Below are 21,147 nucleotides of genomic sequence, written 5' to 3'. Positions count from 1 at the left end.
ACTTTCGGCGAATTCAATGGTCTGGCCGCATACCTTTCAAGAGGTGCCCGATGGACGTTTCCGACCAGCAGACCACCCCCGACCACGCCGACGACGACAGCGCGCGCCTGCACCAGCTGGGGTACGCGCAGGAGCTGAAACGGACGATGTCGGCGTTCTCCAACTTCGCCGTCTCGTTCACGATCATCTCGATCCTCTCCGGCTGCCTGACGCTCTACGGCTTCGGCATGAAGACCGGCGGGCCGGCCGCGATGATCTGGGGCTGGCCGCTCGTCGGGGTGTTCGTCATCCTGGTCGGCCTCGGCATGGCCGAGGTCTGCTCGAGCTACCCGACCGCGGGCGGCCTCTACTACTGGGCGGCGAAGCTGGCGCCGGGCCGGTCCGGCCCCGCCTGGTCGTGGTTCACCGGCTGGTTCAACCTGATCGGGCAGATCGCCGTCACCGCGGGCATCGACTTCGGCGCGGCGCTGTTCCTCAACGCGTTCCTCGACCTGCAGTGGGGCTTCGCCGCGACACCGGGGCACACGATCCTGCTGCTCGCGATCATCCTCGTGGTGCACGGCCTGCTGAACACGTTCGGCGTCCGGATCGTGGCGATCCTCAACAACGTCAGCGTGTGGTGGCACCTCGTCGGCGTGCTGGTGATCGTCGGCGTGCTGATCTTCGTGCCGGCCAAGCACCAGGACGCGTCGTTCGTCTTCGGCAGCTTCGTGAACCAGACCGGCTGGGGCTCGACGTTCTACGTGTTCGCCCTGGGTCTGCTGGTGGCCCAGTACACGCTGACCGGCTACGACGCTTCGGCGCACATGACCGAGGAGACGAAGAGCGCGGCGAAGGCGGGCCCGCGCGGCATCGTCATGTCGATCGTCGTCTCGCTCGTCGCGGGCTGGATCCTGCTGATCGGCCTGACGTTCGCCATCCAGGACTACGACGGCGCCGTCAACTCCGCCACCGGCGTGCCGCCCGCGCAGATCTTCATCGACGCGACGGGCGCGGTCACCGGCAAGTTCCTGCTGCTGATCTGCATCGGCGCGCAGCTGTTCTGCGGCATGGCTTCGGTGACGGCGAACTCGCGGATGATCTACGCGTTCGCCCGCGACGGCGCCATCCCGGGGTCGGGCATCTGGCACAAGATCAACAAGCGCACGCAGACCCCGACCAACGCCGTGTGGCTGGCGGCGGGCGGCGCGCTGATCCTGGCCCTGCCGTACCTGTGGAGCGCTACGGCCTACGCGGCGGTGACGTCGATCGCCGTCGTCGGGCTCTACGTGGCGTACGTGATCCCGGTGTTCCTGCGCGTCCGCCGCGGCGACTCGTTCGAGCCCGGGCCGTGGACGCTGGGCCGCTGGGGCAAGCCGGTCGGCATCGTCGCGACGGTGTGGGTCGTGCTGATCTTCGTCCTGTTCATGCTGCCGCAGGTGTCGCCGGTGACGGTGGATTCGTTCAACTACACGCCGATCGCGTTCCTGGTGGTGCTCGGCGGCGCGGCCCTGTGGTGGGTGCTTTCGGCCCGCAAGTGGTTCACGGGCCCGAAGGTCCAGGGCTCGGCCGCCGAGCTGGCCGCGGTGGAGCAGGAGCTCAAGGAACTCGGCTGACGTCCGGCGTGCTCTGCGCCGCCGGGGAGCGGCGGCCGGGACGGACCACCGTCACGGCCGCCGCGCCCAGCGCGCCGACGCCGGCGAACGCGTAGAAACCCCAGGGGTAGGCGATTCCGGCCGTCAGCAGGGCGCCGCCGAGGAGCGGGCCCGAGATCGCGCCGATCCGGCCGATGCCCGCGGACCAGCCGAGGCCGGTCGCGCGGATCGCGTCCGGGTAGACGCGGCCGATGTACGCGTACACCAGCACCTGCGCGCTGAACACGAAGCAGCCGGTCAGGAACACCGCCGCGTACAGCCCGACGGCCGGCAGCTTGACGCTCAGCAGCGCGAGGAACACCGCGCCCGCGCAGAACCAGGCGATGGCCGACGGCCGGATGCCGACGCGGTCGGCCACGCGCCCCGCCACCAGCAGGCCGGCGATGCCGCCGACGTTCAGCGTCAGCAGCAGGCTCAGCGCCGCGCCGAGTGGGTACCCGGCCTGCCGCATGATCTCCGGCAGCCAGGTGTTGAGCCCGTAGACCAGCAGCAGGCCCATGAACGACGTCACCCAGAACGCGATCGTCGCGCGCAGCAGGCCACCGCGGAACAGGCCCGCCACCGCGTGGCCGGCCGAGCGCTCGGTCTCGCGGACGCGCTCGAACGTCTCGGACTCCGGCAGGAACCTGAGCATCAGCGGGATCAGCACCACCGCCGGGATCGCCCCGGCGACGAACATCGCGCGCCAGCCCAGCGGCGCGATCAGCGCGATGCCGAGCAGCGCCGTCAGCACCGCGCCGACGTGGTAGCCGGTCATCACGGTCGTCGTCGCGCTGCCGGACTTGCCGCTGCGCGCGTACTCCGTGACGAGCGTGATCGCCGTCGGCAGGCAGCCGCCGAGGCCGAGCCCGGCGACGAACCGCAGCAGGCCGAAGACGACCGTCGACGGCGAGAACGCGCACAACAGCGTGCACAGCGAGAACAACGCGACCGAGATGATCAGCGACTTCCGGCGGCCGATGACGTCGGTGATCGTGCCGATCGCCAGCCCGCCCAGCATCATCCCGGCGAGCCCGACCGTCGAGACGACCGACGCCGTGCCGGGCGTCAGGCCCCAGACGTGGTCACGCAGGAGCACGGGCAGCACGGTGCCGAGCACGACCAGGTCGAACCCGTCGAGTAGGACGGCGGTCCAGGCCAGGGGCACGACCCAGGAGCGAGTGCCAGGGGACATGGGAGAACCTCCGGATGTGCGTCGGTGCACGTCTTCCGCACAAGTGTGCGTATTGCGCACAAGTATGCACAGGGGGTACGACGTAATCCAGGTCACTTCCACTCAGCGGAAGCCGAGCGTGTGTCGTCTACCTGCGGAAAGATCGCGCGGGTGGAGATCCTGACGCTCATGGGCGTGCTCGCCGGCTCGCTGGCGCTGACGGCGGTCGCCCGGCGCTACAACCTGTCCGCGCCGTTGCTGGTGGTGGTTGTCGCGCTCGGGGTCGCGCTGATCCCCGGCGTGCCTCGGTTCGAGCTGGAACCCGAACTGGTGCTCACCGTCGTGCTGCCGCCGCTGCTCTACTCGACGTCACTGGAAAGCTCGCTGACGCACTTCAAGAACAGCCTGCGGCCGATCGTCGCGCTGGGCGTGGTGCTGGTCGCGGTGACGGCGGTGGTCGTCGCGGTCGTCGTGCACCTGCTGCTGCCGGACGTGCCCTTCGCCTCGGCGCTGGTCCTCGGCGCGGTGGTGGCGCCGCCGGACGCGGTGACGGCGGTGGCGATCGGGCGCAAGCTCGGGCTGCCGCGGCGGCTGATGACCGTGCTGACCGGGGAAAGCCTCGTCAACGACGCCGCCGCGCTGACGCTCTACAAGGTCGCGCTCGCCGCCGTCGCGGGCACCGCGGGGTCGGCCGGGCACGGGTTCGCGGTGTTCGGCGTCGCGACCGTGCTCGGCATCGCGGTCGGCCTGGCGATCGGCGCGGCCGTCGTGCTGGTCCGCCGCCTGCTCGACGACCCGCTGATGGAGTCGGCGTTCGGGATCATCGTGCCGTTCGGCGCGTACGTCACCGCGGAGCACCTCCACCCGTTCGGCGAGGAGTTCAGCGGGTCGGGCGTCCTGGCGGTCGTCGCGGCCGGCCTCTACCTGGGGGCGCGCTCGCTGTACGCGTCGCCCGCGACGCGCATGCAGGACAGGTCCGTGTGGGCCTCCATCGACGTCATGCTCGAGGCACTGGTGTTCGCGCTGATGGGGCTGCAGCTGCCGTTCGTGCTCGACGGCGCCCAGCACGCGGCCCGCGACAACGGGACGCTCGCGCTCGTCGCGGTGGTCGTCCTGCTGGTGACGATGCTGGTGCGGATCCCGGCGGTGTTCGTCTTCGCGTACCTGCCGCGGGCGATGCGGCTGTTCGGCCGCGGGCGGGCGGCGCCGTCGTGGCGGTCGCTGGCGGTGCTGTCGTGGACGGGCATGCGCGGCGTCGTGACGCTGGCCGCGGCGGCCGGTGTCCCCGCCGGCACACCGGGACGCGAAGAGATCCAGCTGTTCGCGTTCGCCGTGGCGATCGGGACGGTGCTGATCCAGGGGCTGACGTTGCCGCCGCTGATCCGGGTGCTGAAGGTGCAGGACCCGTCGGAGGCTTCCCGGGACGAAGCCGAAGAGCTGGCCGCGCGGGAGGTCGCGAAGAAGGCGGCGCACGACCGGCTGCGCGAGATCAGCCGCGAACGGCTCGCGTCGCTGGACCTGCCGCCCGAGAAGGTCCAGGGGCTCAAGGAACGGCTGGAACGCCTGGTGGAGACGCGCTACCGGTTCGCCGAAGCCACGATCAAGCTGTCGGGCGAGGACCGCCCCGGCACCCCGCAGGCCCAGTTCGCGAAGGCCCGCCGGGAGCTGCTGATCGTCCAGCGCAAGGCGATGATCGAGGAGAACCGCGCCGGCCGCCTCGACGACGACGTGCTGCAGAAGGTGCTGCGCGAACTGGACCTCGAGGAGATGTCGGTGACGGCGACCCTCACGAACCGATTGAGCTGATGACCTCCCAGGTCCGGCGGCGTTCCTCGCTCGACCGGATGCCGGTCTGGGAGACGAGGACGTCGGTCGCGCCGGCGTCGTAGTAGCGCCGCAGGCCCTTGAGCACGGTGGTTTCGTCACCGATGACCGCCAGGTCCGCCGGGTGGTCGACGCCTTCGGCTTCGAGGATCCGCCGGTACGACGGGATCCGGGAGTAGAACCCCATCTGCTCGACGGCTTTCGCCCGGACGGCGTCGGGATCGTTCGTGACGATGGCCGGGACGGCGGCGAGGATCCGCTTGCCGGCCATGACCGGCACGATCCGCTCGGAAAGCGCTCTCGGCCCGGCGAGGAACGGCAGCGTCCCGTCGGCCAGCTCCGCCGTGACCCGCAGCGCCTGCGGCCCCATGGCGGCGACGATGACGGGGACGTCACCGCCCACAGTGGACGGTCCGGGCACCTTCGCCGTGACGGTCTCGCCCTCGAAGTCGACGGCTTCCCCGGCGAAAACCCGGTTCAAGACGGTCAGGTACTCGCGCAGGTGCCGGATGGGCGGCGGGTATTCGACGCCGTAGACGGGCCCGAGGAAGCCCTTCGAGCCGAGCCCGATCCCGAGCGTGAACCGGCCCCCGGTCGCGGCTTGCGCGGTCTGCGCGGCACTGGCGACGAGCAGCGGGTGCCGCGGATAGGTCGGCACGACGGACGTCCCGACCTCGATGCCGGGGTTTTCCCGCCCGGCAACGGCGGCGACCGTGATGGCGTCCTAGCTGAGGGGCAGCTGCGAAAACCAGACGGACTTGAGCCCGGCGTCCGCGGCTTGCCTGGTCTGCGCGACGAGCTCGTCGACGAGGTTCGGCGCGGCGCCGGTGTCGCCCGACGGGAGCGTGACTCCGATGGTCATGCCCCCAAGTTAACGGGCGGCGCCATCGGTTTCCGGCTTCCCAGGACTTGAGAACCCGAGCGGCGCCCGTGAGATTCGCCCACCCTGTGGCGATATCCGTTCGCGATCTTCAGGAGAGCCCATGTCGCTGACCGATGTCATCGAAGGCACCCGCAAGGCCGTCGACGCCGACCCGCACAACGCCGCCGTCTCCTTCAGCGTGGCCAACGTCCTCAAGCCCGGCACCAAGACCGAAGTCCAGGTCAACGTCCGCGAGCACACCTTCACCGTGGACGAGCCACCCGCGCTCGGCGGGGCCGACCAGGCCGCGAACCCGGTCGAGTTCGCGCTGGCCGCCCTCGGCTCCTGCCAGGTCATCACCTACCAGTTCTGGGCGGCGAAGCGCGGGATTCCGCTCGACTCCGTCAAGGTCACCGTCGACGGCGACCTCGACCTGCACGGCTTCTTCGGCTTCTCCTTCAACACGCGCCCCGGCTTCGGGGACGTGCGGGTGTCCGTCGAGCTCGAAGGGCCGGCGAGCCGGGAGCGCTACGAAGACCTCAAGCGCGAGGTCGACGAGCACTGCCCGGTGCTCGACCTGTTCCGCAACGAGACGCCGGTCAGCACCAAGCTGACCTAGACGAACTGATGGCGGACGATCGTCTGGTCCCGGCCCGGGCCCACGCCGATCGCCGAGATCCGGGCGCCGGACAGCTCTTCCAGGCGCTCGACGTACGCGCGCGCGTTCGCCGGGAGCTCCTCGAACGTGCGGCAGCCCGAGATGTCCTCGAACCACCCCGGGTGCTCTTCGTAGATCGGGATCGCGTGGTGGACGTCGGTCTGCGTCATCGGCATGTCCGGCGTGCGGAAGCCGTCGACCTCGTAGCCGACGCACACCGGCACCTTCTCCAGCCCGGACAGCACGTCCAGCTTGGTGAGGAAGTAGTCCGTGATGCCGTTGACGCGCACGGCGTAGCGCGCGATCACCGCGTCGAACCAGCCCGTGCGCCGTGACCGGCCCGTCGTGACGCCGAACTCGCCGCCCTGCTTGCGCAGGTACTCGCCGGACTCGTCGTGCAGCTCGGTCGGGAACGGGCCCGAGCCGACGCGCGTGGTGTACGCCTTGAGGATACCGAGCACCGTGGTGATCCGGCCCGGGCCGATGCCGGAGCCGGCGCTCGCGCCGCCGGACGTCGGGTTCGACGACGTCACGAACGGGTAGGTGCCGTGGTCGACGTCGAGCAGCGTGCCCTGCGAGCCTTCGAGCAGCACCGTCTCGCCGCGCTCGAGGGCCTGGTTGAGCTGCAGCCGGGTGTCGGCGATGCGGTGCGCGAACTTCTCGCCCGCGGCCAGCACCTCGTCGGCGACCTGGTTCGCCTCGAGCGCCTTGCGGTTGTAGACCTTCACCAGCACCTGGTTCTTGAACTCCAGCGCGGCTTCGACCTTCTGGCGGAAGATCTTCTCGTCGAGCAGGTCCTGCACGCGGACGCCGACGCGGGCGATCTTGTCCTGGTAGCACGGCCCGATGCCGCGGCCGGTGGTGCCGATCTTGCGGCTGCCGAGGTAGCGCTCGGTCACTTTGTCGATGGCCACGTGGTACGGCATGATCAAGTGCGCGTCGGCCGAGATCAGCAGCTTGGACGTGTCGACGTCCCGCGCTTCGAGGCCGGAGAGCTCGTCGAGCAGCACGCCCGGGTCGACCACGACACCGTTGCCGATGACGTTCGTCACGCCGGGGGTGAGGATGCCGGACGGGATGAGGTGCAGGGCGAAGTTCTCGCCGTTCGGCAGGACGACCGTGTGACCGGCGTTGTTGCCACCCTGGTAGCGGACGACCCACTGGACCCGGTCACCCATCAGGTCGGTGGCCTTGCCCTTGCCTTCGTCTCCCCATTGGGCACCGATGAGCACGATGGCCGGCATGTGACACTCCAGGTGTTCGACGACTGAGGTTAAGTGTCCCGGACGGACACCGGTGGCGCTGACGAAATGCCGGTGCATGACTGTAACGGAGGACCTGCGGGTGCGCGGACTGGTGGTGGCCTGCGGCGACGGCGCGGCGGGCTTCGAAGAGGTCGACGACGTCGAATCGATCCGCGTCCCGAGCCGTCCCGGCAAGGCGGAAATCGACCCCTTGCTGGGCGAACACGATCACCTGGTCGTGTCGGGCACGGACGCGGACCTCGCGGCGGTCGTGCAGCGGCTGCTCCGCAAGGACGCGCTCTCGGGCGTGTCGGTCGGTTTCGTACCGTCTTCGCCGGACTCGGCCGTCGCCGCGCTCTGGGGGCTGCCGAAGACGCCGTTGCAGGCCCTCGCGCTGGGCCTGCGCGGCGAGGTCGACCCGGTGCCGCTGATCCGCGACGACGTCGGCGGCGTGGTCGTCGGGCGCGGGCAGCTGCGGCTGGTCCGCGGCGTGGCCTACGCCGACGAACAGGTGGCGTTGCGCGGGCCGGCGTCGTCGATCGAGGTGACCCCCGACCCGGGCGGGCCCGGCCTCGCCGTCCGCGTCGTGAAGGGGACGATCTTCAAGCGGCCGAGCACGCTCTACGCGCGCGCGTTCCAGATCGGCTGCATCCCGACGCGGCCCGTGAGCGACGACGTGGTCCACGAGCGCGCCGTGAACAAGTGGACGTGGTACCGGCACACCGAGGACCTCCGCCTGGTCCGCGGAACTTTCGGATGAAAGATCGCCGGCCGCGCTGAGGTCCGGACGACAAGCCCCATACACCGCACCGCAGGGCAATTCGACGGCGAATTGCCCTTTTTCACGCCTTTTTTCGCGATGTCGGCAGGGCGCTGCCGCGCGGGTGTCACTCGGCGTTAACCGAGTGTCACCCACAAGTGTTGCCTAGTGCCACTTCCGTGCTTGATGGTTATTCGGTCCCCATCAATGACACGGAGGCGGTCGAATGCCCACAATTCGTGCTCTTTATTGTTCTTTTACCCTTGCCGCGGTGCTGTCCGGCGGCCTCGTCGGCGTGGCCGACGCGGCCCCCGCGACGACGGAGGCGACCTGCTCACAGGCCGACTTGCCGCTGCCGGACCCGGCCTGCACGCCCGGCGCGCTGAACCCGGACGTCACGCAGTCGACGATCGGCTCGACCATTTGCGTTTCGGGCTGGACCGCGACGATCCGGCCGTCGACTTCCTACACCAACAAATTGAAGATCCAGGGAATCGCGGACTACGGGTATTCGGACACGAGCCTTTCCGACTACGAAGAAGACCATTTCCTTCCGCTCGAACTGGGTGGCGCGCCGAAGGACCCGAAGAATCTTTGGCCGGAACCGCACTCGGGGAACGAGAACTCCTATTCGAAGGACAGCGTGGAAAACGCGGTGAAGAAGGCCGTGTGCGCGAACCAGGCCACCCTGGCGGCCGCGCAGCACGCCATGCTCACCGACTGGACGACGGCCGAGTCGGTGCTGGGGATCGGCTGACCTGGGCGGACGCGGGCCGGGCGGGTGCACGACCCGCCCGGCCCGCGGTTCGAGGGAAACACCTACTTTAACGTGAAAGACCTTCAGCGGTCGTCAGCGCGAAACGGGCGGGGCGCAGCGGCGAATTCCCAGCTCACGTCCGAAAACTTGGGTATTCCGGCGACCAGTCGCGACAATGAAGTCACTGGGAGTTAACCCAGTCGCGGCATCATGTCACCTATACGTGTTGCATACGCCACTCTCGTGTATCAGGGTTAGTCGTCCCCGCACCTGACACGGAGGCAGCAAAATGCCAACCAGGCGTGCTGTTCGTCATTCCTTTACGATCCTCGCGGCCACGGCCGTGCTCTCCGGGACGCTGGTCAGCGTCGCCGAGGCGACTCCGCCCGGAATCCCGTCCGCCGCCACGGCGAAGACCGAGCTCGCGGCCCTGACCGTCAAGGCCGACGGTTCGCAGACCGGCTACAGCCGGGACAAGTTCCCGCACTGGATCGACCAGGGCAACAGCTGCAACACCCGCGAAGTGGTGCTGAAGCGCGACGGCACGAACGTGCAGACCGGCTCGGACTGCGCGCCGACGTCCGGCAGCTGGAAGAGCCCCTACGACGGCGCGACCTGGACCGCCGCGTCCGATGTGGACATCGACCACGTCGTCCCGCTCGCCGACGCGTGGCGCACGGGGGCGTCGTCGTGGACGACGGCGCAGCGCCAGGCGTACGCGAACGACCTCACCGACCCGCAGCTGATCGCCGTGACGGACAACGTCAACCAGGAGAAGGGCGACAAGTCGCCCGACCAGTGGAAGCCGCCGCTGACCAGCTACTGGTGCACCTACGCGAAGATGTGGGTCGCGGTGAAGTACAAGTTCAAGCTGACGATCAACACCGCCGAGAAGAGCGCTCTGACGGACATGCTCGGCCGCTGCTGATCGCTGTCAAGGGCGAATCCCCGCGGTGCCACGGTTTGGGACCGCGGTTCGCCTGCTGGGACGGCCTTCAGCGCGGAACTAGCGTCGCTGGTCGAAGACGCAACCGCTCCCCGCTGGAGGCCGTCCGGTGTCCCCCCTTTCCCGCGCCCGCAACGCCGCGGCCCTGCTCACCCTGCCGATCCTGCTGACCGCGTGCGCCGCCGCGGGCACCGAACAGGTCGCGTCCGGCCCGCCGAAACCCGGCGGCACGCTGCGCCTGGGCATCTCGTCCGCCCCCGACTGCATCGACCCGCAGCAGACCGCTACGAACGCGTCCATCAACGTCGCGCGCCAGCTCGTCGACTCGCTGACCGACCAGGACCCGAAGACCGGCGAGATCAAGCCGTGGCTGGCCGAAAAGTGGGAGATCAGCGCCGATTCGACGGCGTTCACCTTCCACCTCCGCCCGGGCGCGACGTTCTCCGACGGCAGCCCGGTCGACGCCGCCGCCGTCAAGACCAGCTTCGACGGCATCAAGGCCCTCGGCACGAAGGCCCAGCTCGGCTACGGCTACCTCGCCGCGTACAAGGGGTCGACGGTGGTCGGCCCGCGGACCGTGCGCCTCGAGTTCTCCGCGCCCAGCGCCCAGTTCCTGCAGGCCAGCTCGACGATGTCACTCGGCGTGCTCGCGCCGGCCGCGTTCGAGAAGACGCCGGAGCAGCGCTGCCAGGGCACCGGCCTGATCGGCTCCGGGCCGTTCGTCTTCGAGAGCCTGAAGCAGAACCAGGAGATCGTCCTGGCCAAGCGCAAGGGCTACGCGTGGGGCTCGTCGCTGTTCAAGCACCAGGGCGAGGCCTACCTCGACAAGATCGACTACAAGATCGTGCCCGAGCCCGGCGTCCGCACCGGCAGCCTCGCCTCCGGCCAGCTCGACGCGGCCACCGACATCCAGCCGGTCGACGAGCCGCAGTTCAAGGGCAACGGCTTCAGCGAGAACATCCGGCCGAACCCCGGCGTCGTGTTCAACCTGCACGCCAACACCACCCGCGGTGTGCTCGCCGACGAGAAGGTCCGCCAGGCCGTGCTCAAGGGCGTCGACCGCAGCGAGGTCGTGAACACCGTGCTGACGGCGAGCTACCAGCCCGCCACCAGCATCCTCGGCTCGGCGACGCCGCTCTACGAAAACCTTTCGCAGCAGCTCGCGTACGACCAGAAGGGCGCGGCCGCGCTCCTGGACGGCGACGGCTGGGTGCCCGGCCCCGACGGCATCCGCGTCAAGAACGGCCAGAAGCTCAGCGCGTCCGTCGTGTTCTCGCCGGTGTTCAACCAGAACCGCAGCGTGCTGGAGCTGGTCCAGCAGCAGCTCCGCAAGATCGGTTTCGACCTGCGGATCGAGCAGCACACGACGGCCGAGACCACGCAGATCCAGCTGTCCGGCAACTACGACTTCCTCTGGTACAACGTCACGCGCGCCGACCCCGACATCCTGCGCGGCCAGTTCTCCACCAAGGCCGGCAACCGCAGCAAGCTCGCGCCGGGCAACCCCCTGGACGTCGCGCTCGACGCCCAGTCGTCCACTGTGGACAAAGCCAAGCGCAAGCCGTCGGCCGACGAGGTCCAGAAGCTGATCGTCGACCACGCCTACGCGATCCCGGTCTTCGAGCTGACGCAGGTCGTCGCGCTGAGCTCGCAGGCGCACGCCGTCGACTTCGAGGCGTCGTCGCGGCTGCAGCTCTTCGACGCGTGGCTGTCGTGAGGCGCTATCTGCTCCGGCGCGTCGGGCAGGCGGTGTTCGTGCTGTGGGCGGCGTTCACGCTGTCGTTCCTGATCCTCTACCTGCTGCCGGGCGACGCCGTTTCGGCGAAGCTCGCCAGCGGGGAGGCGGGTTCGTCGGCGACGCCGGAGCAGCTCGCCGCGGCCCGCGCGGAGTACGGCCTCGACTCGCCGTTGCCCGTCCAGTACGGGAAACGGCTGGTCTCGGCGTTGCACGGCGACTTCGGCAAGAGTGTCACGACCGGCGACGACGCGACGCACATGGTCGTCACGGCGTTGCCGCCGACGCTCGCGGTGACCGGGCTGGCGCTCGTGTTCGCGGTGGTCTTCGGCGGCGGCTCGGCGTTCCTCGGCACGTTCACGCGGTTCCGCTGGCTGCGGCAGGCCCTGCTGTCGCTTCCGTCGCTGGCGATCTCGCTGCCGCCGTTCTGGGTCGGGCTGCTGCTGATCCAGTTCTTCTCGTTCCGGCTGCGGCTGCTGCCGGCGCTGGGCACGCAGGGCTTCGCGACGATCATCCTGCCCGCGATCACCCTCGCGCTGCCGACCGGCGCGATCATCGGCCAGGTGCTGGCGAAGAGCCTCGCGACCCAGCAGGAGGAGCCGTACGCGGAGATCGCGGCGGCCAAGGGCGCGAGCCGCTGGCGTGTCCACTTCGGACACCTGCTGCGGAACGCGGCCGTGCCGACGCTGACCGTCGCCGGCGTGGTGGCGGGCAACCTCGTCGCGGGTTCGGTGATCACCGAGACGGTGTTCTCGCGCGACGGCGTCGGCCGGATCACCGCGGCCGCCGTCACCGCGCAGGACGTCCCGGTGGTGCAGGCGGTGATCGTGCTGGCCGCGCTGGTGTTCGTGGTGCTCAACCTGGTCGTCGACCTGCTGTACCCGCTGCTCGACCCGCGCATCGCCCGGACGCCGGAGGTGGCCCGTGGTTGACCTCGACCGCCGCTTGCACCGGAAAGTGGCGCCCGGACTGACGCTGGCGGTGGCCGTACTGGCGTTCGTGCTGCTCGCGGCCTTCGTGCCGGGCCTGCTGACCGGGTACGACCCGATCACCGGCGTCCCCGTGGAGCGGCTCCAAGGCCCTTCGCTGCACCACCTCTTCGGCACCGACGAGACCGGCCGGGACGTCTACGCGCGCGTGATCCACGGTGCGTCGCTCTCGCTGCGGGCCACCGCGATCGCCGTGCTCGTGGCGCTGGTCGCGGGCTCGGCGCTCGGCCTGCTGGCCGGGTTCCGCGGCGGCTGGCTCGACACGGTGATCATGCGGGTCGTCGACGTCTTCCTGGCCATCCCGCCGATCCTGCTGTCGTTGGCCCTGGTCACGGCGCTGGGCTTCGGCACGACGAACGTCGCGATCGCCGTCGGCATCGCGAACCTGGCGTCCTTCGCGCGGGTCATGCGCGCGGAGGTGCTTCGCGTGCGAAACGGCGTGTTCGTCGAGGCCGCGCGGGCGTCCGGGGTGCGCTGGTCGGGGGTGTTGCTGCGGCACGTCCTGCCGAACGCGGCGGGCCCGGTGCTCGCCCTGGCGACGCTCACCCTCGGCACGGCCGTGCTCGAGGTGTCGGCGCTCAGTTTCCTGGGCTTCGGCGCGACGCCGCCGACGCCGGAGTGGGGCTCGCTCGTCGCGGGCGGGCGGAGCTTCCTGGCCACGGACTGGTGGATGACGACGTTCCCGGGCCTGACGGTCGCGGCGGTGGTCCTCGCCGCGAACCGGCTGTCCCGCGCACTGGACGGAGGAGACCGATGACCCTGCTGCGGATTTCCGAGCTGGCCGTGTCGTACCAGGGGGTCCCGGCCGTCCGTGACGTCGGGTTCGACGTCGGCGCGGGCGAAGTCGTCGCGGTCGTCGGCGAGTCGGGCTCGGGCAAGTCGACGACGGCGCACGCGGCGATCGGCCTGCTCCCGCGCGGCGGCCGCGTCGACGGCGGTGCGATCACCTTCGACGGCCGGGACCTGCTGGCGCTGTCCGACAAGCAGTGGCGCTCGGTGCGCGGGCGCGAGATCGCGCTGGTGCCGCAGGACCCGGCGGTGTCGCTGAACCCCGTGCACCGGGTTGGCGACCAGGTCGCGGAGGTGCTGCGGATCCACGGCTTGGCGGACCGGCGCACCGCCTCCGTACAGGCCATCGAGCTGCTCGAACGCGCCGGCGTCTCCTCGCCGGAACTGCGCGCGAAGCAGTATCCGCACCAGCTGTCGGGCGGCCTCCGGCAGCGGGTCCTGATCGCGTCGGCGCTGGCCGGACGGCCGAAACTGATCATCGCCGACGAGCCGACGTCGGCCCTCGACGTCACCGTGCAGCGGCGGATCCTCGACCACCTGACTTCCCTGGCCGCCGAGTCGGGTACGGCGATCCTGCTGATCACGCACGACCTCGGCGTCGCGGCTGATCGCGCTTCGCGGATCGTGGTGCTTTCACAGGGTTCGGTCGTCGAGGAGGGCTCGTCGGTCGTCAGCGCGCCGACGCACCCCTACACCCAGCAGCTCCTCGCGGCGGCGCCGAGCATGTCGAGCGCTTCACGGCCACCCGCACCGGCCGCCGAGCCGCTGGTCACGGTCCGGGACCTGGCGAAGACGTTCGACGGCGGCATCCGCGCGGTCGACGGCGTCTCGTTCGACATCCCGCGCGGCCAAACCCTGGCCCTGGTCGGCGAGTCCGGCTCAGGCAAGTCGACGACGGCGCGCATGGTCCTGCGGCTGGAAACGCCGTCGGCGGGCTCGGTCTCCTTCGACGGCGCCGACATCACGTCGCTCGCGGGGCCGGAGCTGCGCCGGCTGCGGCGGCGGATGCAGATCGTCTACCAGAACCCGTACGCGTCGCTGAACCCGAAGTTCTCGATCGAAGACGTCGTCGCGGAACCGCTGCGGGCGTTCGGGCTGCCACGCTCACGGGTCCCGTCGCTGCTGGACCAGGTGGCGCTGCCGGCGTCGGTGGCCCGCCGGAAGCCCGCGGAGCTGTCGGGCGGCCAGCGCCAGCGGGTGGCGATCGCCCGGGCCCTGGCCCTGCGGCCGGACCTCGTGGTGTGCGACGAACCGGTGTCGGCGCTGGACGTCTCCGTGCAGGCCCAGATCCTGCGGCTGCTGGCGGACCTGCAAGCCTCGCTGGGACTGTCGTACCTGTTCATCTCCCACGACTTGGCGGTGGTCCGGCAGCTGGCGGACCAGGTCGGGGTGATGCGCGACGGCGCGCTGGTGGAGCTGGGCCCGGCGGCGCGGGTGCTGGAGGCGCCGGAGTCGGAGTACACGAAGGAGCTGCTGGACGCGATCCCGGGACGGTCCGCGCAGGGCGTCGGCTAGGACAGAAACCGGACAGGATCGACGGTGCGTGCTTTCCCCACCACCCTCCGCGACGTATGGTCTGGACCATGCGGAGGATCGGCGTGGCCTTCGTGGCCTTGGTGCTGATGATTTCGGGTGCGGTGCCGGCTTCGGCCGCCGCCGGGCGCAGGGTTGTCGTCTACTACCAGACCATCTACAACGGCTCCGCCTACGTCTCGCCGCTGCCGCTGCGGGACGCCGGGGCCACGGATGTCGTCGTCGGGGCCGTTCACCTCGACGCCAACAGCGTCGTGCACCTCAACGACGATCCGCCGGACGCGAGCAAGTTCACGAGGATGTGGCAGGACCTCGCCACGCTGCGCGGCCAGGGCGTGCACGTCCTCGCCTTCGTCGGCGGGGCCGCCGCGGGCAGCTTCCAGCGGCTCGAAACGCAGTTCGACACCTACTACCCGTTGCTGCGGAACCTGATCCGGACGTACTCGCTCTCCGGCATCGACCTCGACGTCGAGGAGCACATGTCGAACACGGCCCTCACCAAGGTCATCGACGCCCTGCGCGCCGACTTCGGCAGCTCGTTCCTGGTCACGCTCGCCCCGGTGGCGACCGAGCTGAGCGGCGGCGGTGGGCTCTCGGGCCTCGACTACGACGCGCTCTACCGCGACCGCGGCGGCCAGATCTCCTGGTTCAACACCCAGTTCTACTGCGGCTGGGGCTCGCTCTCCAGCACGTCCGGCTACGACAGCATCATCCGCCGCGGGATCGTGCCGGCGAGCAAGGTCGTCGCCGGGACCGTCACCAACCCGGCCAACTGCAGTGGTTACGTCGCCATGTCGACCCTCCAGTCGACCGTGCGCAGCCTCAAGGGCGAGTACGCCGACTTCGGCGGGATCGACGGCTGGGAGTACTTCAACTCCCTGCCCGGCGGGACGTCGGCGCCGCAGCAGTGGACGCAGCAGATCGCCCCGGTCGTGACGGGCTGACCGGCGGTCGGCGCCGCGAAAGCCGTGGTGGGCGACGAAATCCGGATCCCCGCGAGCTCGTCAGCCGGGCGGGTTGACCAGGGCCAGGATCTCCCGCGCCACGGCGTCGTTCTGGCGGAAGGACAACGCGTTCGTCCGCGGTCGCGTGAACGCCGCCGCCGAGCGGGCGCTCGTGTGCGGTCCCACGGCGAAGCGGCGCGGGTGCGGGCGGCCCGCGCCGTCCAGCAGGCGCGAGTCCGACACCCGCGTGTGGATCCGGCCCGACGGCAGCAGCGCGCCGGACACCGGGTCGGCCACCGTTTCTTCGGCCAGCTGACCCGCGTCACGCAGCTGCCGCAGCAAGCCGTCGGCCGCGCGGGTCACGCTCGGCCCGGGCAGCCGCGCCTCGACCAGCGTCCGTGCCGTGACCGTGCCCGGGAAGCTCGCGCTGGACGCCGCGAAGACGCCGTGCTCCGCCGTCACCCGCATGTCCGCACCGGCGAAGGAAACCACGCCGGCTTCGTGCAGCGCCAGCAGTTCTTCGAGGCGGCGCGGCGGCGGACCGCTGGCGTAGTAGGAAAAGAACCCGTGGAACCAGCCGTCCATGTCGGACACCTGTGACGCCGCGTCCAATCGTCCTTTTTGGACCAAAGTCGGCAGCTGGCCGTACACCGAGAGCAACGCCATGAACGCGCCCAGGTCGGCGCTGAACCCCTGGTCCGCCCGGCGCGCGAGGTCGGCCTCGACGTACTCCCGCAGCTCCTTGCCGAACTCCTCCGCCGAGCCGAACTCGCGGCCGTGCAGGGGCCGGTCCAGGCGGTCGAGGTCGAGGCGGTCGGCGTCGGCGGGCACCGCCCGCGCGACGAGGTCGCGCATGCCCGGCGAGTCCCACGCCAGGTCGGCGAAGGCGTCGGCGAACACGGCGAAGTCCAGGCGCACCCGGTCCGGGTGGCCGGTGAACAGCTCGCTGTAGTAGCCCCAGGCCAGCTCCTTGGCGATCAGCGGCCAGACGTCCGCGCGGAAGTCGAGGGCCGCGCCGTCGAGCTCGTCCATGGCGTAGGCGTCGAAGAACCTGGGCAGCCGCAACGGTTTCCCGCGCAGCCGGTAGCCAATCTTCGCGTGGTACGGGACTCCGCGCCGCGAGCCGACGTGCAGCACCGGCTCGGCGCCGCTCGGGTGGTAGCGCAGGCCGCCGCCGTCGAGCTCCTCGAACCGGCCACCGCGGCCCTCGGTCAGCAGCAGCATCAGGTCGACGAACGCCAGCCCGAACCCGCGCACCAGCACGGTTTCGCCCGGCGCGATGCCGGAGTAGTCGACGTCGGCGGTGTACCCGGCCGGGTAGTGCGCGAGCCCGTGCCGCGCGGCGAACGTCGCCAGCTCGCGCTCGCGGTCGTCCGGTTCCGCGTCGAGGTGCCCGACGGTGAACACGACGGCGTCGGCGCGCACCGACGAACCGTCGGACAGGCTCACCACGCATTCGTCGACCCCGGTCGCGCGCGCCGCGTGCTCGACGACGCCGACGTCCCCGGGCAGGTCGCCGAGGACCTTCCGGTAGACCCACGTCAGGTAGGCGCTCTGCAGCCGCCGGGTCGGGAAGTCGAAGCTGTCCAGCGCGGCCAGCTCGGCGACGACGTCCGGCGGCACTTCCGCGTCGAGCTCGCCGCCACGCACCTGGCGCGCCCACTCCAGCAGTGTCGGCCCGCGGCGCACCGGGCCGGCCATCTTCACCGACTCGTCGGTGAACATCGTGACGTCCTCGGGCATGGAGTTCATCCGCAGCAACGGCGACTGGTCGTAGCGCCACACCCGGCCGGGCCCCGGCGGGAACGGGTCGATCAGGTGCACCTCGAGCGGGCGGCCGCCCAGCAGGTCCGCGTTCGCGCCGAGCCGCTCGAGGACGCCGACCCCCCGGGGTCCGGCGCCCACGACAGCGAGGGTGAACGGCGCGCGCTCGGCCATGCGGCCGAAGCTACGCCGGGGCTCCCGACCAGGGCGTCCGTCCCATACTCCGGAATTCCGGGAATAAAACCAAACAGTCCACCGCGCGGCGCCGAATGCCTTCGGCACACCGGCGGGAGGAGCGGATTTGACCTTCGTCCACCTAGGCGCCCGGGCCTTCTCGGCACCACTCGCACTGCGAAGACGTGACGGCTGAGATCGGCCCGCCGCACCGCGTCCACACCGCGCAGGACGTCGTCGGCACCCTGCTCAGGGGCAACTGGGCGATCTTCGCACACGAATGGGCCGACCCCGGGGGGATCGACCCGGCGCACTGGCGGGACGTCGTCGAGGCGGCCGCGGAAGCGGCCGGGGTCGACGTCGAGTTCGTCATCATCCCGCGCCGGTCCCTGACCGTCGTGTTCAACCGCGCCGCCCCGCCGACCTTCGACCAGGTGCGCGCGTCGATCGAGGTGATCGAACGCCGGCGGCGGTGAGTTCCACCCTGCGGACTTCGTTGCCGCGCCCGCGTCACGGGCGTAGTTCTGGGAGTACCGAGGCGAGAGAAGGTTTTGGCCAGCGGCGCGCAGCGCCTCCGTTGAGGGCGGCGGTGGGGGCATGGATGGAGGACGGAATGCCGGTCGAGTTCCTGGGCATCGGGGGCACGCACGACGGGTCCGAGACGCACGCCCGCTCCGGCGGGGTGTTCGACAAGGAGTACACGCTGCGCCTGGCCCGCGCGCACGAGGACTTCGGCTGGGACCGGGTGCTGTTCGCCTACGGCTCCGGCTCGCCCGACCCGGCGCAGGCCGCGGCCTACGTCGCCACCAAGCTCGACAAGCTGCAGATCCTGCTCGCGCACCGCCCGAACGTCTCGTACCCGACGTTCGCGGCGAAGACGTTCGCGACACTCGACCAGATCTCCGACGGCCGCCTCACGGTGCACTTCATCACCGGCGGCAACGACCACGAGCAGCAACGCGAGGGCGACTACCTCACGAAGGACGAGCGCTACGGCCGGACGCGCGAGGCCATCCAGATCATCAAGAAGGCCTGGACGTCGGACGAGCCGTTCGACTTCGAAGGCCAGTACTACCGCTTCGCCGACTACGTCAGCGACGTCAAGCCGGTGCAGAAGCCGCGTCCGGACGTCTCCTTCGGCGGCTCTTCGCCCGCCGCGTACGCCGCCGGAGGGGCCGAAGCGGACATCTTCTGCCTCTGGGGCGAGCCGCTGGCCCAGACCGCGGAGCAGATCGAGTCCGTCAAGGCGGCCGCGGCGGCGGCCGGCCGCACGGACGTGCCGCGGATCCAGGTCGCGTTCCGGCCGATCATCGCGCCGACCGAGGAGCTGGCCTGGGAGAAGGCGTACGCGACCGTCGGGGCGATCAAGGACCGCACGAAGGGCGGGCAGCCGCTGACCCGGCGGCACAAGCTCACGGAGCCCGAAAACACCGGCTCGCAGCGGCTCCTGGCGCTGGCGGCCCAGGGCGAGCGGTTCGACCGCGCGCTGTGGACCCCGACGGCGGCCGCGACCGGCGGCGCCGGCAACTCGAACGCGCTGGTCGGCACGCCGGAAACGGTCGCGCAGGCCCTGCTGGACTACTACGACCTCGGCGTCGAGATCCTCTCGGCCCGCGGCTACGACATGCTCGGCGACACGATCGACTTCGGCCGCTACGTCATCCCGATCGTGCGGGAAGAGGTGGCCAAGCGCGACGCCGAGCGGGCCGCCGGGCGCACCCGGACCCCCGCGGAGGACGCCCTCGCCGTCGACGGCTGATCCCGCTCTTCTCCCGGTAGCCACCTCGCGAACGCGAGGTGGCTACTTTTGCCTCTGGTCCTCCGCCAAGGGGTACGGAATGATCCATTAGTGACTCCTGGGCGACCGGTCAGACACTGCGGGCTATCGTCTGACCCGTTCAGGACACGTCCGTGACACCTTGGATACCGGCGAAAGAACCTAGAGATTTACCAACCGTCACGGGACACTGGCTGAGGTAACTCACGTACCGTGACTGCCTCATGACCGACCGGACGTATCGTCGCCGGGGGTCACGGTCTGCACGATGAGGTCGGGAGATAGCGCATGGCAGCACCGCGGGATCGCGTCACGTTCCGCGAGGTGTTCGGGATCGCGGAGTTCCGGGCGCTGTGGTTCGGGGAACTGCTGTCGATCGCCGGCGACCAGCTGGCGCGGGTCGCGCTGTCCATCCTCGTCTTCACCGTCACCGGGTCCGCCACGCTGACCGGCCTCACCTACGCGCTGACGTTCGCTCCGTCGCTGATCGGCGGCATCTTCCTGACCGGCCTCGCCGACCGGTTCTCGCGCCGCACGGTGATGGTCACGGTCGACCTGCTGCGGGCCGCCCTGATCCTGCTCGTCGCCATCCCCGCGCTGCCGTTCTGGGCGGTCTGCGTCCTGGTCGCCGCCGTCTCGCTGCTGAACCCGCCGTTCAAGGCCGCGCAGCTCGCGCTGCTGCCGCAGATCCTCGAGGGCGACCGGTTCGTCGTCGGCATGGGCGTGCGCAGCATGACCGTGCAGTCGGCGCAGCTGCTCGGGTTCGCCGGCGGCGGCGCGCTGCTGCTGGCCCTCGACCCGCACCTCGCGCTGGTGCTCGACGCGGCCACGTTCCTGCTCTCCGCCGCCTTCGTCCGGTTCGGGGTGCGGGCCCGGCCGCCGGCCGCGAACGCCGAGAAGCGGAAGTCCTTCTTCGCCATGGTCGGCACCGGCAGCCGGGTGGCGTTCGCCAACCCCGCGCTGCGGGCCCTCGTGCTGTTCACCTGGCTGATGGGCCTGTTGCCGGTCTACGAGGGGATCGCCGCGCCGTACGTCTCCTCGGCGGGCGGCGGACCCGAGCTCGTCGGGCTCCTGCTCGCGGCCGACCCGGTGGGCAGTGTGATCGGCACGTTCGTCTTCACGCGGTGGGTGCCGGCCGCCGCCCGGCCGAAGCTGATCGGCCCGCTGTCGGCGCTGTGCGCGGTGCCGATGCTCGTCGGCTTCGCGCAGCCGAACCCGTGGGTGTCGATCGTCCTGTTCGTCCTGTCCGGCGCGTTCGGCTCGGTCGCGCTGCTGCAGGCGACGGCGTCGCTCACGCTAGCGGTGCCGGACGAGAACCGCGCGCAGACGATGGGGCTGTCCAACACGGGCTTGACGACGATGCTCGGCATCAGCCCGCTCATCGGCGGGGTCCTGACCGACCTCGTGGGGGCGCAGACGACCGTCGGCATCTTCGGCGTTGCCGGATTGATACTCACGGCGCCGCTCGCCCTGGCGTGGTACCGATCCCTGAACGCGGACCGTTCCAAACCCGTGAACGACGAAGCCCCGCGCGCCGAGCACGCCTGAACCACGTGCTCCACGCGCGGGTGTACTAGACCTCGCGACCTTGCGGTGCGCCCTGC

General features: G+C 70.4%; 17 protein-coding genes and 1 pseudogene. 14 read left to right on the top strand and 4 right to left on the bottom strand.

From position 1 onward, the window contains the following. Positions 1–50 precede the first annotated feature (50 nt). Positions 51–1,595 carry an APC family permease gene (locus ACYVLJ_RS10915; RefSeq protein ID WP_460438500.1) on the top strand — a complete coding sequence of 515 codons (1,545 nt, stop codon included), beginning with the start codon at positions 51–53 and terminating at the stop codon, positions 1,593–1,595. On the opposite strand, the gene ACYVLJ_RS10910 is transcribed toward ACYVLJ_RS10915, so the two are convergent. Continuing rightward, positions 1,579–2,808, bottom strand: a complete 1,230-nt coding sequence (locus ACYVLJ_RS10910) for an MFS transporter (RefSeq protein WP_460438499.1) — start codon at positions 2,806–2,808, stop codon at positions 1,579–1,581. The two genes, ACYVLJ_RS10915 and ACYVLJ_RS10910, sit on opposite strands and share 17 nt — an antisense overlap. A 150-nt stretch (positions 2,809–2,958) precedes the next feature. Between ACYVLJ_RS10910 and ACYVLJ_RS10905 the strand changes: the two genes are divergently transcribed. Next, entirely contained in the window at positions 2,959–4,593 is a 1,635-nt protein-coding gene (locus tag ACYVLJ_RS10905) for a cation:proton antiporter (RefSeq protein WP_451969764.1), read from the top strand. On the opposite strand, the pseudogene ACYVLJ_RS10900 reads toward ACYVLJ_RS10905, so the two are convergent. Continuing rightward, positions 4,574–5,473 (bottom strand): annotated as a pseudogene (locus tag ACYVLJ_RS10900) (TIGR03564 family F420-dependent LLM class oxidoreductase). The gene ACYVLJ_RS10905 and the pseudogene ACYVLJ_RS10900 overlap by 20 nt on opposite strands. Before the next feature lie 121 nt (positions 5,474–5,594). On the opposite strand from ACYVLJ_RS10900, the gene ACYVLJ_RS10895 reads away from it, so the two are divergent. Continuing rightward, complete coding sequence (locus ACYVLJ_RS10895) at positions 5,595–6,092, top strand: OsmC family protein (protein WP_451969768.1); 498 nt, start codon at positions 5,595–5,597, stop codon at positions 6,090–6,092. Here ACYVLJ_RS10895 and ACYVLJ_RS10890 read toward each other — a convergent pair. After that, on the bottom strand, positions 6,089–7,375 hold the full coding sequence (locus ACYVLJ_RS10890) for an adenylosuccinate synthase (protein ID WP_451969770.1): 1,287 nt from the start codon (positions 7,373–7,375) through the stop codon (positions 6,089–6,091). The two genes, ACYVLJ_RS10895 and ACYVLJ_RS10890, sit on opposite strands and share 4 nt — an antisense overlap. Positions 7,376–7,451: 76 nt before the next feature. Between ACYVLJ_RS10890 and ACYVLJ_RS10885 the strand changes: the two genes are divergently transcribed. The 8 genes from ACYVLJ_RS10885 (at position 7,452) to ACYVLJ_RS10850 (ending at position 15,828) form a co-directional block, all read left to right on the top strand. Further along, positions 7,452–8,135 carry a hypothetical protein gene (locus tag ACYVLJ_RS10885; protein WP_460438498.1) on the top strand — a complete coding sequence of 228 codons (684 nt, stop codon included), beginning with the start codon at positions 7,452–7,454 and terminating at the stop codon, positions 8,133–8,135. A gap of 226 nt (positions 8,136–8,361) precedes the next feature. After that, the gene (locus ACYVLJ_RS10880) at positions 8,362–8,892 is read left to right on the top strand and encodes a hypothetical protein (RefSeq protein WP_451969774.1); all 531 of its coding nucleotides are present in this window, start codon (positions 8,362–8,364) and stop codon (positions 8,890–8,892) included. Positions 8,893–9,181: 289 nt separating this feature from the next. Further along, complete coding sequence (locus ACYVLJ_RS10875) at positions 9,182–9,820, top strand: HNH endonuclease family protein (protein WP_451969775.1); 639 nt, start codon at positions 9,182–9,184, stop codon at positions 9,818–9,820. Positions 9,821–9,947: 127 nt separating this feature from the next. Then, complete coding sequence (locus ACYVLJ_RS10870) at positions 9,948–11,555, top strand: ABC transporter substrate-binding protein (RefSeq protein WP_460438497.1); 1,608 nt, start codon at positions 9,948–9,950, stop codon at positions 11,553–11,555. Continuing rightward, positions 11,552–12,505, top strand: a complete 954-nt coding sequence (locus ACYVLJ_RS10865) for an ABC transporter permease (RefSeq protein WP_460438637.1) — start codon at positions 11,552–11,554, stop codon at positions 12,503–12,505. The genes ACYVLJ_RS10870 and ACYVLJ_RS10865 overlap by 4 nt, the downstream gene beginning before the upstream one ends. After that, positions 12,498–13,319 carry an ABC transporter permease gene (locus ACYVLJ_RS10860; RefSeq protein WP_460438496.1) on the top strand — a complete coding sequence of 274 codons (822 nt, stop codon included), beginning with the start codon at positions 12,498–12,500 and terminating at the stop codon, positions 13,317–13,319. The genes ACYVLJ_RS10865 and ACYVLJ_RS10860 overlap by 8 nt, the downstream gene beginning before the upstream one ends. After that, on the top strand, positions 13,316–14,866 hold the full coding sequence (locus ACYVLJ_RS10855) for an ABC transporter ATP-binding protein (protein ID WP_460438495.1): 1,551 nt from the start codon (positions 13,316–13,318) through the stop codon (positions 14,864–14,866). The genes ACYVLJ_RS10860 and ACYVLJ_RS10855 overlap by 4 nt, the downstream gene beginning before the upstream one ends. Positions 14,867–14,934: 68 nt before the next feature. Then, positions 14,935–15,828 (top strand): glycosyl hydrolase family 18 protein, encoded by an 894-nt coding sequence (locus ACYVLJ_RS10850; RefSeq protein ID WP_460438494.1) that lies wholly within the window; start codon positions 14,935–14,937, stop codon positions 15,826–15,828. A 60-nt stretch (positions 15,829–15,888) separates the two neighbouring features. On the opposite strand, the gene ACYVLJ_RS10845 is transcribed toward ACYVLJ_RS10850, so the two are convergent. Then, positions 15,889–17,766 carry an FAD/NAD(P)-binding protein gene (locus ACYVLJ_RS10845; RefSeq protein WP_460438493.1) on the bottom strand — a complete coding sequence of 626 codons (1,878 nt, stop codon included), beginning with the start codon at positions 17,764–17,766 and terminating at the stop codon, positions 15,889–15,891. Positions 17,767–17,951: 185 nt separating this feature from the next. Here ACYVLJ_RS10845 and ACYVLJ_RS10840 point away from each other — a divergent pair, with 185 nt between their 5' ends. The 3 genes from ACYVLJ_RS10840 (at position 17,952) to ACYVLJ_RS10830 (ending at position 21,091) form a co-directional block, all read left to right on the top strand. Next, on the top strand, positions 17,952–18,242 hold the full coding sequence (locus ACYVLJ_RS10840) for a hypothetical protein (protein WP_451969919.1): 291 nt from the start codon (positions 17,952–17,954) through the stop codon (positions 18,240–18,242). Between the two features lie 137 nt (positions 18,243–18,379). Further along, positions 18,380–19,525 (top strand): LLM class flavin-dependent oxidoreductase, encoded by a 1,146-nt coding sequence (locus ACYVLJ_RS10835; protein WP_451969921.1) that lies wholly within the window; start codon positions 18,380–18,382, stop codon positions 19,523–19,525. A 306-nt stretch (positions 19,526–19,831) separates the two neighbouring features. After that, a complete protein-coding gene (locus ACYVLJ_RS10830; RefSeq protein ID WP_460438492.1) occupies positions 19,832–21,091 on the top strand; it encodes an MFS transporter in 1,260 nt (419 codons plus the stop codon). The last annotated feature ends 56 nt before the right edge of the window (positions 21,092–21,147 follow it).

It is taken from the genome of Amycolatopsis stemonae (assembly GCF_054781455.1).
The sequence above is the reverse complement of the archived record's forward strand: the minus strand, read 5'-3'. Positions and strand labels throughout refer to the sequence as shown.

Excerpts from the sequence above, each read along its gene's own strand:
- ACYVLJ_RS10915 (WP_460438500.1), top strand. The coding sequence starts at position 51 with ATGGACGTTTCCGACCAGCAGACCACCCCCGACCACGCCGACGACGAC.
- ACYVLJ_RS10910 (WP_460438499.1), bottom strand. The coding sequence starts at position 2,808 with ATGTCCCCTGGCACTCGCTCCTGGGTCGTGCCCCTGGCCTGGACCGCC.
- ACYVLJ_RS10895 (WP_451969768.1), top strand. The coding sequence starts at position 5,595 with ATGTCGCTGACCGATGTCATCGAAGGCACCCGCAAGGCCGTCGACGCC.
- ACYVLJ_RS10890 (WP_451969770.1), bottom strand. The coding sequence starts at position 7,375 with ATGCCGGCCATCGTGCTCATCGGTGCCCAATGGGGAGACGAAGGCAAG.
- ACYVLJ_RS10885 (WP_460438498.1), top strand. The coding sequence starts at position 7,452 with ATGACTGTAACGGAGGACCTGCGGGTGCGCGGACTGGTGGTGGCCTGC.
- ACYVLJ_RS10880 (WP_451969774.1), top strand. The coding sequence starts at position 8,362 with ATGCCCACAATTCGTGCTCTTTATTGTTCTTTTACCCTTGCCGCGGTG.
- ACYVLJ_RS10875 (WP_451969775.1), top strand. The coding sequence starts at position 9,182 with ATGCCAACCAGGCGTGCTGTTCGTCATTCCTTTACGATCCTCGCGGCC.
- ACYVLJ_RS10855 (WP_460438495.1), top strand. The coding sequence starts at position 13,316 with ATGACCCTGCTGCGGATTTCCGAGCTGGCCGTGTCGTACCAGGGGGTC.
- ACYVLJ_RS10850 (WP_460438494.1), top strand. The coding sequence starts at position 14,935 with ATGCGGAGGATCGGCGTGGCCTTCGTGGCCTTGGTGCTGATGATTTCG.
- ACYVLJ_RS10845 (WP_460438493.1), bottom strand. The coding sequence starts at position 17,766 with ATGGCCGAGCGCGCGCCGTTCACCCTCGCTGTCGTGGGCGCCGGACCC.
- ACYVLJ_RS10835 (WP_451969921.1), top strand. The coding sequence starts at position 18,380 with ATGCCGGTCGAGTTCCTGGGCATCGGGGGCACGCACGACGGGTCCGAG.
- ACYVLJ_RS10830 (WP_460438492.1), top strand. The coding sequence starts at position 19,832 with ATGGCAGCACCGCGGGATCGCGTCACGTTCCGCGAGGTGTTCGGGATC.